The 13,831-nt window shown below is 34.8% G+C and carries 12 protein-coding genes and 7 tRNA genes; 1 reads left to right on the top strand and 18 read right to left on the bottom strand.

Translation table 11 applies throughout. The annotated features are described in order from the left end of the window. Positions 1 to 139 precede the first annotated feature (139 nt). The 8 genes from CN925_RS11030 to CN925_RS10995 form a co-directional block, all read right to left on the bottom strand. A tRNA-Gln gene (locus tag CN925_RS11030) sits at positions 140 to 214 on the bottom strand. Positions 215 to 356: 142 nt separating this feature from the next. Next, positions 357 to 431, bottom strand: a tRNA-Gln gene (locus tag CN925_RS11025). Between the two features lie 195 nt (positions 432 to 626). Continuing rightward, positions 627 to 702, bottom strand: a tRNA-Asp gene (locus CN925_RS11020). 12 nt (positions 703 to 714) lie between these two features. After that, positions 715 to 790 (bottom strand) — tRNA-Val (locus CN925_RS11015). Between the two features lie 10 nt (positions 791 to 800). Next, positions 801 to 875, bottom strand: a tRNA-Glu gene (locus CN925_RS11010). 10 nt (positions 876 to 885) lie between these two features. After that, positions 886 to 976, bottom strand: a tRNA-Ser gene (locus tag CN925_RS11005). A gap of 7 nt (positions 977 to 983) precedes the next feature. Beyond that, positions 984 to 1,058 (bottom strand) — tRNA-Asn (locus CN925_RS11000). 84 nt (positions 1,059 to 1,142) lie between these two features. Beyond that, positions 1,143 to 1,595: a SprT family protein gene (locus tag CN925_RS10995; protein ID WP_098846285.1), complete on the bottom strand. Its 453-nt coding sequence runs from the start codon at positions 1,593 to 1,595 to the stop codon at positions 1,143 to 1,145. Between the two features lie 302 nt (positions 1,596 to 1,897). Between CN925_RS10995 and cmpA the strand changes: the two genes are divergently transcribed. Further along, positions 1,898 to 2,008 carry a cortex morphogenetic protein CmpA gene (gene cmpA / locus CN925_RS10990; protein ID WP_088014579.1) on the top strand — a complete coding sequence of 37 codons (111 nt, stop codon included), beginning with the start codon at positions 1,898 to 1,900 and terminating at the stop codon, positions 2,006 to 2,008. On the opposite strand, the gene CN925_RS10985 is transcribed toward cmpA, so the two are convergent. The 10 genes from CN925_RS10985 to CN925_RS10940 form a co-directional block, all read right to left on the bottom strand. Then, positions 1,998 to 4,196 (bottom strand): Tex family protein, encoded by a 2,199-nt coding sequence (locus CN925_RS10985; protein WP_098846284.1) that lies wholly within the window; start codon positions 4,194 to 4,196, stop codon positions 1,998 to 2,000. The genes cmpA and CN925_RS10985 overlap by 11 nt on opposite strands. A gap of 117 nt (positions 4,197 to 4,313) precedes the next feature. Continuing rightward, complete coding sequence (ndoA, locus tag CN925_RS10980) at positions 4,314 to 4,664, bottom strand: type II toxin-antitoxin system endoribonuclease NdoA (protein ID WP_056476047.1); 351 nt, start codon at positions 4,662 to 4,664, stop codon at positions 4,314 to 4,316. 4 nt (positions 4,665 to 4,668) lie between these two features. Beyond that, a complete protein-coding gene (locus CN925_RS10975) occupies positions 4,669 to 4,950 on the bottom strand; it encodes a CopG family ribbon-helix-helix protein (RefSeq protein WP_069033898.1) in 282 nt (93 codons plus the stop codon). A gap of 144 nt (positions 4,951 to 5,094) precedes the next feature. Next, complete coding sequence (gene alr, locus CN925_RS10970; protein WP_098846283.1) at positions 5,095 to 6,261, bottom strand: alanine racemase; 1,167 nt, start codon at positions 6,259 to 6,261, stop codon at positions 5,095 to 5,097. Positions 6,262 to 6,428: 167 nt separating this feature from the next. Beyond that, on the bottom strand, positions 6,429 to 7,448 hold the full coding sequence (locus CN925_RS10965; RefSeq protein WP_098846282.1) for a LolA family protein: 1,020 nt from the start codon (positions 7,446 to 7,448) through the stop codon (positions 6,429 to 6,431). Positions 7,449 to 7,787: 339 nt separating this feature from the next. Then, the gene (gene acpS / locus CN925_RS10960; protein ID WP_097978941.1) at positions 7,788 to 8,141 is read right to left on the bottom strand and encodes a holo-ACP synthase; all 354 of its coding nucleotides are present in this window, start codon (positions 8,139 to 8,141) and stop codon (positions 7,788 to 7,790) included. 26 nt (positions 8,142 to 8,167) lie between these two features. After that, positions 8,168 to 9,133: a UV DNA damage repair endonuclease UvsE gene (gene uvsE, locus CN925_RS10955; RefSeq protein WP_098846281.1), complete on the bottom strand. Its 966-nt coding sequence runs from the start codon at positions 9,131 to 9,133 to the stop codon at positions 8,168 to 8,170. A 111-nt stretch (positions 9,134 to 9,244) separates the two neighbouring features. Then, positions 9,245 to 10,786, bottom strand: coding sequence for a degradosome RNA helicase CshA (gene cshA / locus CN925_RS10950; RefSeq protein WP_098846280.1), 1,542 nt, complete (start codon positions 10,784 to 10,786; stop codon positions 9,245 to 9,247). Positions 10,787 to 11,205: 419 nt separating this feature from the next. After that, positions 11,206 to 12,588, bottom strand: coding sequence for a UDP-N-acetylmuramoyl-tripeptide--D-alanyl-D-alanine ligase (locus CN925_RS10945; RefSeq protein ID WP_098846279.1), 1,383 nt, complete (start codon positions 12,586 to 12,588; stop codon positions 11,206 to 11,208). Positions 12,589 to 12,667: 79 nt separating this feature from the next. Continuing rightward, on the bottom strand, positions 12,668 to 13,768 hold the full coding sequence (locus CN925_RS10940; RefSeq protein ID WP_142339220.1) for a D-alanine--D-alanine ligase: 1,101 nt from the start codon (positions 13,766 to 13,768) through the stop codon (positions 12,668 to 12,670). Positions 13,769 to 13,831: the final 63 nt, after the last annotated feature.

Here is a 13,831-nt window from a genome sequence, read left to right as displayed (position 1 = left end):
TGAGCTAATGGCTCGTAATATAAAGATATTACAAGTATAACAAAATACCAAATATTTTTAAACCAACTTACTGTCTACACGATCGCGTCTAAGATAAAAGAAAATCCCTTACCTTAAACATATTATTAAAAAACTAAAATGGCTGGGCTACCTGGATTCGAACCAGGGCATGACGGAATCAAAATCCGTTGCCTTACCGCTTGGCTATAGCCCATTGATATAACATCATGAATCAACTTCTCAGAATAACCTTCATGAAGTTGCACCGCAGGATTTTTTTTATGTTGTACTGCCTCTACCTCTCGACTTTACTCCTCAAGATAAAAAACAATCAAACATCTCTACAAAAAACAAAATGGCTGGGCTACCTGGATTCGAACCAGGGCATGACGGAATCAAAATCCGTTGCCTTACCGCTTGGCTATAGCCCATTGATATAACATCATGAATCAACTTCTCAGAATAACCTTCATGAAGTTGCACCGCAGATTTTTTTTATGTTGTATTGCTCCTTACCTCTCGAATTTTCCCCTCAAGATAAAAACAATCCGACAATCTAACTCCAAATCCACTCTTACTATTTTTCTCCAAATAAAGAAAAAAATACTACAATTTGTAGTAAATAGTGGCGGTCCCGACCGGGATCGAACCGGCGATCTCCTGCGTGACAGGCAGGCATGTTAACCGCTACACCACGGGACCATATGAAGTTAATGGTGGAGGATGACGGGCTCGAACCGCCGACCCCCTGCTTGTAAGGCAGGTGCTCTCCCAGCTGAGCTAATCCTCCAGGATAAAAATGGTGACCCGTACGGGACTCGAACCCGTGTTACCGCCGTGAAAGGGCGGTGTCTTAACCGCTTGACCAACGGGCCAAAAAAAAAATGGCAGAGAAGAAGGGATTCGAACCCTCGCACCGCGTAAACGATCTACACCCTTAGCAGGGGCGCCCCTTGAGCCACTTGGGTACTTCTCTATTATAATGGCTCCGCAGGTAGGGTTCGAACCTACGACCACTCGGTTAACAGCCGAGTGCTCTACCACTGAGCTACTGCGGAAAAATTAATAATCTTTTCATCAAGTGCTAAAACGTGATGACAAGTATTAATATAAACTATATGCATATTAGATGTCAACACTATTTATAATAGTTTTAATGGACTTTTGCATAAACCACAAACATAGCGTTTAATGTCCACTTTTCTTTTTCTTAAGAAGGTTTGCCCACACCCTGAACATCTATATTTATACTTATATGAATGCGTTCTTTTTTTTATCGAATTTAGTGGTTTACAATACCTAGGAGCTCCTACTTTTTTTAATAGTTCTTTAAAATCTTTATCTTCGTGTTTGTATCCTCTCTTCATAATATGAAGATGATAATGACAAAGCTCGTGTAATATGATCCCTTTTAACTCTTCAATTCCGTGTTCTTCAAAATAAAACTTATTTAATTCGATATTACTTGTTTTTAATAAATACCTACCACCAGTTGTCCTCAATCTAGTATTGAAAGTAGCTTGGTGGAGAAATGGTCGATTGAAATATGTGATTGATAGTTCTTCAACCAGTTTTTGTATCTCCTCATTATCCATTTTATGATTCTCCATCCTTTTTTCTTCTTTATTATAACTGAACAACTCACATATTCTTGGGTATGTGCATACATTAAACTTACAAATGAGAATTTCAAAAGATCTTATTAGTACGATTTATGCTAAATAGGCTGCTCTTAGTAAATCTCTCTACAACGGCGTAATTTTTACTATCAAAATGAACAATACAGTTATCCTTTTTATACAATGTATCGGAAGGTTACCCCTCACTCATTTATTTCATCGCCCATCCTAAAAAAAGATGGGCGAAGATTTTTAAGTTGGAGGTTTTCATCATGGCAATGCCTAGTTGGCTTAAATCTCAAATTCAAAAAGCATTTTATGAAAAAAACCGTTATCAAATTAAATTATTGAATCAATGTTGGTTTTATTATCAAAAAATTAAGCTTTGATGATTTCTTTCGATTCAATTGGTAGCATAGATAAACCTACTCTTTGTTTCTTTTGGTCTACTTCAGCAATCCAGACCTTTACTACTTGACCAACTGATACAACATCAAGTGGATGCTTAATAAATTTGCTGCTCATTCTAGAAATATGAACAAGACCATCGTTCTTTAGTCCAATATCTACAAACGCACCAAAATCGACTACATTTCTTACTGTCCCTTCAAGTTCCATCCCTATTTTTAGATCTTCAATTTGAAGAACATCTTGGCGAAGGATTGGTGCTGCTAATTCATCTCGTAGATCTCGTTCAGGTTGCATTAATGATGCTAGAATATCTTTTAGCGTAATTTCACCAATATCTAATTGCTCTGACACTTCTTTTATATTAATTGTCTTTAGCTTTTCTTTCAGTTCATTTGAACCAATTTGACTTGTTGAGAAATTTAATTGCTTTAATAATTTTTTTACTTGTACGTAGCTCTCTGGGTGAATACTTGTACGGTCTAAAGGTTCATCTCCTTCAAGGACACGTAAAAATCCAATACATTGCTCATATGTTTTAGCACCTAGTCTTGGAATTGTTTTAAGCTCTTTTCGGTTTGTTATTTTCCCTTTTTCATCACGGTAATTAACAATATTTTTCGCAACTGTTTTAGACAAGCCTGATACGTATTGAAGTAGTGAGACCGATGCTGTATTTACATTTACGCCAACTTGGTTAACAGATGTTTCAACAACAAATGATAATGATTCATTTAAGCTTTTTTGAGATACATCGTGTTGATATAATCCTACCCCCACCGATTTAGGATCAATTTTTACTAGCTCTGCTAACGGATCTTGTAGTCGTCTGGCAATTGAAACTGCGCTTCGTTCTTCAACTTGTAAATCGGGGAACTCTTCTCTTGCTAATTCAGATGCTGAATAAACACTTGCTCCCGCTTCATTTACGATTACATAGTAAGTATTATTTTTCATTTCTTTTAAAATTCCAGATATAAAAAGCTCTGTTTCTCTCGAAGCTGTACCATTTCCAATTGCGATCATTTCTATTTTATATTGAATAAGTATATCTTTAATTTTCGTAACTGCTTGTTCTCTTTTATTTCTTTGAACCTCTTCTCTTTCTCCTCTGAAAGGATGAGGGTAAATCACATCTATTTTGAGTACTTTACCCGTCTCATCTACTACTGCCAATTTACAGCCTGTACGAAATGCCGGGTCTACTCCTAGTACGATTTTCCCTTTTAATGGTGGTTGCAGTAATAATGACCGTAAGTTTTCTGAGAAAATATTAATCGCATGTGAATCAGCTTTTTCTGATAACTCTTTACGAATCTCTCTTTCAATTGAAGGCTGAATTAATCTTTTATATGCATCTTCAACGACTTCCATTAAGATTGGTCGTACAAAAGTGTCCTTTGTAATAATCCTTTTTTCTAAATATAAAATAATCTCATCAAAAGGAGGTTGAATTGCAACCTTTAAAATATCTTCCTTTTCAGCACGATTCATGGCTAGTATTCTATGTGGAACAATCTTTGAAATTGGTTCTGAGTAATCGTAATACATTTCGTATACTTTTTTCTCGTCTTTTTCGGAATCTTTTACCGCACTGTCCATCGTTCCTTTTTTAAAGGTAATTTCACGAATCCACTTTCGATAAGTTGCATCGTCAGCAATCCATTCGGCAATAATATCTTTTCCACCTTGAATAACTTCATCAACTGTATTAACTTCCAGTTCAGCGTTTATGTATTTTAACGCTTCATCCGCAAGAGAACCTTCATTTGGCATTGAATATAACCATTGGGCAAAAGGTTCTAACCCTTTATCTTTTGCAACTGTAGCTCGAGTTCTTCTTTTTTCTTTATAAGGTCGATATAAATCTTCAACTTCCTGTAGCTTTGTAGCTAAAGTAATACTTTTACGTAAGTCAGCAGTCAGTTTCCCTTTTTCCTCAATTAAACGGATCACTTCATCTTTTCTCGTTTGAAGATTTACAGCGTACTCATATTTCTCTAAAATAGAATGAATTTGTACCTCATCAAGAGAACCCGTCTTTTCTTTTCGATACCTGGCAATAAAGGGAATTGTATTTCCTTCTTCCTTTAATTCAATTACGGTAGCTACTTGTTTTGTAGTAATCGATAAATCAGATGCAATTTTATTAATCAATTGTTGTGACATTATTACCGCCTCCAATTTTTGGTAATTTCAAAGAACCTAAAATAACCCTTTCAAAACGAAAGGGTTACAAAACAATTTATTATAATCTATGTAGGTAAAGCTGCTATAATAGCAACTTTAAAAGTCAACAAGTCCTAAACTGATTTGCAACGCTTCGTCAACCTGATCCATCATCTCATCATCAAGATGTGTTATTTTATCGGTTAATCGTTGTTTGTCAATCGTTCGAATTTGTTCTAGTAGTATAACCGAATCACGTTCAAATCCATATTTTTTAGCATCGATTTCAACATGTGTTGGAAGCTTTGCTTTTTGGATTTGTGCTGTAATCGCAGCGACTATAACGGTAGGACTAAAACGATTACCGATATCATTTTGTATTATGAGAACCGGACGAACTCCACCTTGTTCTGAGCCAACTACAGGGGAAAGGTCTGCAAAATATACGTCGCCACGTTTTACTATCAAGTGATTACCCCCCGCTAACTAAGCGCTCCACTTTAGAATCCGCTTCAGACTCAGCATAGAATGACTCAGAAGATATTAATAAGTTGATTTTAGCCATTTCCATGTATCCACGTCGCATTTGCTCACGACTTTGGCGTCTTTTACGATCCTTTAAAAACATCTTAGTCGCTTGATAAATATACTCATTTCGATTACCGTTTTCTTGCTTTACTAATCCATCTAGTTCGCTTACTACGTGTTTTGGTAAACGTACTGTTATTTCAGTTGTCGCATTTAGTTCGGACAAGTTTCAGCACCTCCAGAATCAACTATTACCCATATATCTCCCTATACTACATCATACCATTATTTTCAGTGATTGGAAAGACACATATCTTCGTTTATCTTAACCAAATAACAGTGTTTCATACTTTAATACATCAAATTACAATTAATCTGATACTAGATAATTACTTATGGACTTTATATTTCCATTCTTTTTATATACTCTTGGTACCCTGTGATTTATAAGGCATGTTACTTCATAATTGATTGTATTCATATGTGTAGCGACATCTTCAGCCGTTACTGATCCATCCTTACTTTCTCCTATTAAAATCACTTTTGTACCAACGGGATAATGTTTAGAAAGCTTGATCATACACTGATCCATACAAACTCTACCGACGATTTCTGCCTTTTCACCTTCAACCAACACAGAAAATCCTTGCATATCTCTTAGCCAGCCATCTGCATACCCGATTGGTAACGTCGCAATCCACTCTGAATCAGAAGTAAAATACGTTGCACCATAACTTATACCACTATTAGCGGGTAATTGCTTAATATGTGAGATTTTCGTATAAAGTGATAATGCTGGCTTTAATGTAAATGGTAGCATTGGTTTTATTTCCAAAGATGGCGTTAAACCATACATGATAATACCAACACGTACAGTATTAAATAAGTTGGTTTCTAATGCGGCCGCTGCACTATTCGCACAATGAATTAACTCCGGAGAGAACCCACTGCTCTTAACCCATTCTATACATTCATAAAATTTGTCTAGTTGCTCATTAAAATAGGATCTATTTAACTCATCAGCAGTAGCGAAATGTGTAAACAGCCCTTCCAATATAATTGATGGATTTTTTCGTATGATTGATGCAGCTTGCTCCCATTCGGATTTTGTTTTTAGGCCTAATCTACCCATCCCAGTATCAAATTTAATATGAATCATTGTACCATCTGTGCTTTTTATATTTTTAGAAATACCTTCTAACCAATCAACATTATATGCTGTTAAAGTTAATTTATTCTTTATTGCAACATTAATATCCTCAGGTTTAGTTGCTCCTAACACTAAAATCGGTGCTTCTATTCCCGCATTACGCAGAAAAATTCCTTCATCAATAAAAGCAACTAATAATCTTGTTGCTCCAGACTTTAATGCTTGTTTCGCTACTTCAACGTAACCATGTCCATATGCATTCGCTTTTAAAGCTACATATATTTCTTGATGATTAGGGTAAAGCGATACAATATTTTTAATGTTTTCCTCAATTGCATCTAAATCTACTTCTACCCAAGTTTCGCGATAAAATGATGTTTCTGTCATGACATACACTTCCTTATCGATTTACCCATTACTCTTTTTTATATGTGTAAAATTATTTGCTTATTTTACTATAAATGTCAACCATTATACTACTACAATATAGTTTATTTAAAATTTAAAAAGGCGTGATAAAGCATCATCACGCCCTTTTAAGTTTGAAAAAAATATTATTTTGTGCCTGTATCTCCGACTGATTGGGCAACTTGAATTAGCTCACTTTGAGTTAAGTTTTTAGAAACAATCGTAAAATCTGTTCCACCATATGACCATGTGATCATTTTATCTGATAATGCTCCCACCGTTTTGCCTAAATCTACTGGTTCACCAGTGATTTCCATCGTTGTTCCAGACTCTGAAATTCGTGCTTTTTCCTCAATTAAAGTAAATGATTTTTTATCACCTTTATATGAAAGTATAACCTGAACACCATTGTCTGTTTTTACTTCTTGTTGATCATCTAACACAACGCCCTTCATTAAATAATTCGGGTAAAGTGTCACTAATAAATCAGGATCATTTTCTGGATTTGTAGAAGTAGGTACACTTAAACGAGCGCTTGTCATATTTTTCTTCACATCAAAGGCATCATTATCAAATTTCGCATTGTATTGTACTTTATCGAACTTAACATCCAAAACAACATTTTTATCTGTATCTAGTAGTTTGACTGATTCAGGTGTTAGACCTTTTTTATTAAAAGTAATTTCTTGTGTTGGGAGCAATTGTCTATTTGTGTAATTTGTTTTTGTTTCAAATACGTATCCTTTTTTAGTCGTTTTAAACGTTGCATTCTTATCTTGTAATAAGTCATTAACCAAGGATTCCGGTAAATATGGCTGACTGCTGTTTGATGGCCAATCACTCTGGAAGCGATAGCTTTTATTTAATGCTGGCGTTAAAACAAACACACCTTCTTTGTTTCTTAAAATAATTTGGTTTTGATCACTCTTTGCATTTTTTAATTGCACTCGGTAGAAAGAAGGCTTTTTATGCCAAATGACTACCTCATACTTTTGAGGATCATTACCGTTGTTAATTGTTAAAGTTGCATCAGCCTTATAACCATTCATTTTCTCCATCTGATCACTAAGAGAACCTACTACATCATCTTTCGATTTCTTGCCACATGCAGCTAATGATAGTACTAACATGATTGTCAAAAGCATCGCTACAAGCTTTTTCTTCATCTCCCCAGCTCCTTTATTCCTCTTAAATTGTAAAAAAGAGAATTTTATGCAAAGGCTTATGAATAAATGTGCGCGAGTAGCTTAGAAGTAAAATCTAGATTTATTCATGCACGTTGCAACCTTGCTTCTCATATCCTCATAGAACTATATGAGGTCAAGCTTTAAAATATGCAGACTAGCATGACAAGCTAAATTAAAAAATTTAAGAAGATTTTATGATTGCAGAGGGCTGTAAGTGAGGACAATGGTGCAGGTACTTATATTAAAAATCCTTAAAATTAGCAATTTGGTCGGTACAAAAAAGTAAAGCCACTCAAACGAGTGACTTTTAAAAGTGTGTTATACCTGCTGTAAGACAACTTGAGCAGCCGCGTAATGTTCAGTATGCGTAATTGATAAAAACGGTATAAACGGCAAATCAACGGTTAAAACAGGCTTACCTTTTTCATCATTTAAGATTTCAATATCATGAAACCCTAATTCCTTCCCAATACCGGTACCAAAAGCTTTAGAACAAGCTTCTTTTGCGGCGAATCTTCCTGATAAAAATTCTAGTTTTCTTCGTTCTGATAGGTTTTCGTATATTTCATATTCTGCTTCTGTTAAAATTCTTTTCGCAAACCTTGGCTGTGAGCTTATTATTTCTTTCATTCGTTCAATTTCTACTAAATCTAATCCAATACCTACGATCATATTTTCCTCACCCTAACTTTCAAGTACTACGGTTTAAAATAAAAGCTTGAATCATTAATAATCTCAATAGACGGATGAGCTTTCAAATCATCCATTAATTGAAATAGTGCATTATCTTTTTGTTTTGCTTCAATCATACAATCAATTTGCCTAACCGAGCCATAAATATCATTTAAAAATGTTATAAACATGTTAGGGTCGACAAAATCAGCATGAGCTCGTTTGTCTTTCTCATCTCTAGGACTAGATATATGCATTTTCATCGGTAAGCTCGAAGCTTTCCAAGTATCGACCGCATAACTCCAATTTTTTATCCAGTCATCATTCGTATGATTAACTAGATGATGATGATAGTCAAATACAAGTGGAACTCCTAATTTTTCACAGGCAAATAATGTTTCATCAAACGTAAAGGTTGTATCATCATTTTCAAACATTAGCATTTTTTGAATTTGCGCTGGAACAAGGCTAAAATTCTCTATTAATTGTTCCAGTGATTTTTCCTTATCATCATACCCTCCACCAATATGGAGTACACATCGTTGTTCTGTATTAATCTTCATCGCTTTTAAAAGCTGATAATGCATTTTTAAGGTTTTTACAGATGATTTTAATAACTCTTCATTAGTTGAATTTAAGATTACGAAATGATCCGGATGAAAATCAATCCTCATTTCATTTGCAATCGCAAATTTACCCAACTCAAGTAAACTTTCCTTTAAAGGCTTTATGTAATTCCAATCCGCTACTTCTTCATGGTTAGCTAATGGAATTAATTTACTACTTAGGCGAAAAAAAGATATATCATGTGCCTTATTGTGCTTAAGTAGTCTTAAGGAGTTATTAATATTTGTATTAGCAATTTGCTCTAGCTTACGAATAGCCGCATCTTTATCTTTTTGTTTTAAAAATTGAGCAACCGTCATTGTCTTTGAGGGAGAGGCGTTTTGTAAATTCATACTCATTGCGACATATCCAAGTCTAACCAACATATTTATTCCAACTCTCATACGTTTTTAGTTAGTGTATGGAATCTGTCAAAATTCACACAGTTTGCATTAAAAAAGGTACATGGATTATTATTCCATGTACCTTGAATTATCTTATTTGTTGCTATCTTGATGTCTACGTTGTCCGCCACGATTACCATCGCGAGAACCTTCACTACGTTTGTTACGGAAGTTTCCTCCGCGGTTGTCGCGATCTCCACGACGTCCATCACCGCGACGTCCATCTCCACGACGGCCTTCGCCACCGCCACGTCTGTTTTCACCACGACGGTAACCGCCGCCGTTTCCACCACGTCCGCCACGATCACGTTTTGAAACCATAGGTGGCTCATCAGTTAGGCGAATTGGAGTTTCATTTGGTTCTTTTGTTAACATTTTTAATGCAGCAGCTACTACGTTTACTGAATCATGCTCTTCTAGTAATTCTTCAGCAATACGTTTGTAGAACGCTAAGTTATCACTTTCCATAGTTGAAGCTAATTTTTCAGCAATAATGCGTTGTTGGCTTTCAATTGCTTCATCTAATGTCGGTGCAGTCATACGCTCCATACGTTTTTTTGTTGTACGCTCAATATTTTTTAATTGACCGAACTCACGTGGAGTGATGAATAACATTGCAATACCTGATTTACCTGCACGACCTGTACGACCGATACGGTGTACATAGCTTTCAGGATCTTGAGGAATATCAAAGTTATATACATGTGTAACGCCAGAAATATCTAATCCACGAGCAGCTACATCTGTTGCTACTAATACGTCGATTGAACCATTTTTGAATTTACGAAGTACTTGTTCACGCTTTGCTTGTGATAAATCACCATGAATACCTTCAGCAGCATAACCACGTAGATTTAATGCTTCAGATAATTCATCAACACGACGTTTTGTACGACCGAAAATAATAGCTAATTCTGGTGTTTGAATATCTAATAAACGTGTTAAAACGTCAAATTTTTTCTTTTCTTGAACTTCAATAAAATGTTGTTCAATGTTTGGCATTGTAACTTCTTTTGCTTTTACTTTAACGATTTGTGGATTTGTCATGAAAGTTTCTGCAATACGACGAATTGGGTCAGGCATTGTTGCAGAGAAAAGAAGTGTTTGTTTATTTTCTGGAACTTCTTTTAGGATTGCTTCAATATCTTCAATGAATCCCATGTTTAACATTTCATCTGCTTCATCTAAAACAACTGTATTTACATTGTTTAGGCGAATTGTACGGCGGTTAATATGGTCTTGAATACGACCAGGAGTTCCAACAATAATATGTGGGAATTTTTTTAATGAACGCATTTGACGATTAATATCTTGTCCACCGTATATTGGAAGGATTTTTACACCTTTATTCATACCAATTTTGTGTAATTCTTCACCAACTTGAATAGCTAACTCACGTGTAGGTGCGATAACAAGTCCTTGAACATCGTTACTATCTACATCAATTTTTTCTAGTAATGGAATACCAAAAGCGGCAGTTTTACCAGTACCAGTTTGCGCTTGACCAATTACATCATGGCCTTGTTTTGCTAATGGAATAGTCTGCGCTTGAATTGGAGTAGCTTCCTCGAAGCCTAATTTTTCAATCGCAAACAGGATCTTACTACTTAATCCTAATTCTTGAAATGTTGTCAATTTGGTTAATCTCCTTTGTATCTCAATTGATCTATAAAAATTTAAAAAATTATATGTTTCGTGACTGTTCATATGGAAGGTTCGTTTTTAGTGGAAAACAATAGTCCGAAGTATCATGAAAAGGAAACAATATCTACCCATTATACGGACATTCTAACTAAAAAGCAAATGAAGTTATATTCTAACAATTTGGTTTCCAGTCAATATTTTGCCCTTTTATTAACGTTAAATTCGCCATAAAATCATATTTAGAGCCTTCTTAACCCCTTTTATTACGAACAGTTTTCATATGTTAAATTACGCGTATAAAGTTTTCACTTCGTATATTTCAGGGACGCAACAAACAAAGAGCAAAACTAAGGGAATAAGGAGAATCTTTATTCCTATTTCCCTTGTTTTCAACTCCCTAGATTATATGATTACCCCTGATTTACTAACGCATTTACTACTTCTTCTAATTTCATTCCCCTAGAAGCTTTAACTAATACTAGGTCATTTGGTTGAACTTGTTGTAATAAATCTTCAATTAACTTATTTTTATCTTCGAAGCTTTTTACTCTTGAAGAGTCCATTTTTTCAAAAGCTGACGTTGCTGCAAATTTACTTAATGGTCCAAAAGTATAAAGAAAATCGAAATGAAGATTTACAACTTCTTCTCCAATTTCTTCGTGAAAAGCAATTTCTTGATCACCTAATTCTAACATGTCGCCAAATACAACAAATTTTCGATGATAACCCTTTAGTTCTGAAGCAAATAAAAGAGCCGCTTTCATAGATGTAACACTTGCATTATAGGCATCATTAATAATTGTTATTCCATTTTCATTCTTTAATAGTTCCATGCGCATTTTAGTCATTTCTAAATTCTGCATACCCGAACTAATTTCATCCCATGTTAACGAAAACTTTCTCGCAACTGCAATAGCTGCTAATGTATTACTAATATTATGTTTGCCTAGTACGCCCAATTTGAAACGGACATCCTTAGCTTTATTTATTTCAAATTCACTACCAGATTCATTCATTTCAATAAATGTTGGATAAACATCATTACTTTCACTAAAACCAAAAGTTTCAATTGTATAGATTAAATTTTTGTCTTTTGTACCTTCGATTAATAGTGGTTCATCACCATTAATGACAAGTAATCCATTTTTAGATAGCCCGCTAGCGATCTCAAGCTTCGCCTTTGCGATACCAGCTCTTGAGCCTAGTTCCTGCATATGAGACTCACCGATGTTTGTAATGATTGCTGCATCAGGCTCAGCTAAATTAGATAGAAATTCAATTTCTCCAAAATTGCTCATACCCATTTCTAAGACAGCGACCTCTGTATCTTCTTCCATCGCTAATACTGTTAACGGAAGTCCGATATGATTATTAAAGTTCCCTTGTGTTTTATGTACTTTATATTTTGCTGAAAGAATGCTAGTTAAAATGTCTTTTGTCGATGTTTTCCCATTACTTCCTGTAATACCAACTATTTTTCCATTCCACTCACGTAAATATGATTTAGATAGTTTCTGTAAAGCTTCTAACGTATCGTCAACTAAGATGACAGACGTGTTTGTTGGTATATTTGAAAACTTTCTAGAACAAAGTACTGCGCTTGCACCATTTTCAATTGCTTGAGGTAAAAATTGATGTGCATCGAATTTTTCACCGATCAGCGGTATAAATAATTTCCCATTTAAATCTACACGAGAGTCTGTTGAAACTCCTTTGATTGTTAAATCTTCACCTTGTAATTGGCTACCAGGGATCATATTAACAATTTGAGATAAAGTACGTATGATTGACATTGTCACCAACTCCTCTTCTAACCATTTTTCTTTTATTCACATGAAAACACTATTCAATCATGAATAGTGTTTTCAATTGTTAAATATTATATTTAATTTGTTGTTTTTGCTCGTAACGTTCAATTGCTAGGTCTATTAATTTTTCAATTAATTTTGGATATGTTAATCCAGTTGCCTGCCATAATTGAGGATACATACTGAACGGAGTGAATCCAGGCATTGTATTAACTTCATTCATTAATACGCCACCATCTTCAGTTACAAAGAAATCAGCACGAGTTAAGCCTGAGCCATCGATTGCTTTGAAAGCAAGTTCTGCATAATGCTTAATTTTTTCATATGTTTCTGTTTCTACAGGAGCTGGGATAATTAAACCAGTGTCGCCACTCTCATATTTTGCAGTATAATCATAGAATTCAACTGACGGTTTGATTTCGCCAACAACAGAACATTTAACTTGATCATTACCTAATACAGCAATTTCAATTTCACGTCCAACAATGTTTTCTTCAATGATGATTTTACGGTCAAATTGGAATGCTTCTTCAAACGAAGCTATTAGTGCTTCACGATTCTTAGCTTTTGTAATACCAACGCTTGAACCTAAGTTTGCAGGTTTAACAAATACAGGATAACCTAATTCTTTCTCAACCATTACATAGCAGGATTCTGCATTTGATTTCCACTCTGATTTTAAGAAATGTACATATTTAGCTTGAGGAATTCCAGCTTGAGCAAACAAGTTTTTCATAATTACTTTATCCATCCCAGCCGCTGAAGCTAATACACCATTTCCTACATAAGGAATATTTAATAGCTCAAGTAAACCTTGAACTGTTCCATCTTCACCATTTGGTCCATGTAATAATGGGAAAATAACATCAACTGGGCCAGTTGAATCTTGATTTGAAGCAGCAGGAATAATTGATGAAGTTAACGCAACAGGAGCGATTTCATTTACATGTTGATCTTCATTTGAGAATTTTAAAGCTGCAACACTTTCTACTTTCCCCTCAATTTGTTTCCCTTGTAACCATTCGCCTTGTTCTGTTATATAAATTGGATACACATCAAATTTTGTGTGATCTAAAGCAGAAATAACGGCAAAAGCTGTTTGTAATGATACTTTGTGTTCCGCAGATTTACCGCCATATAATAATCCTAACTTAATCTTCATGATGTTCCCCCTACTATTTTTTGCTCTCCCTATTGTACCACTTTATACAAATGTGTATAAGCTTTT

The organism is Bacillus sp. AFS055030, from assembly GCF_002574545.1.
GTDB lineage: Bacteria > Bacillota > Bacilli > Bacillales > Bacillaceae_G > Gottfriedia.
This window is presented reverse-complemented; position numbering and strand designations above follow the sequence as displayed.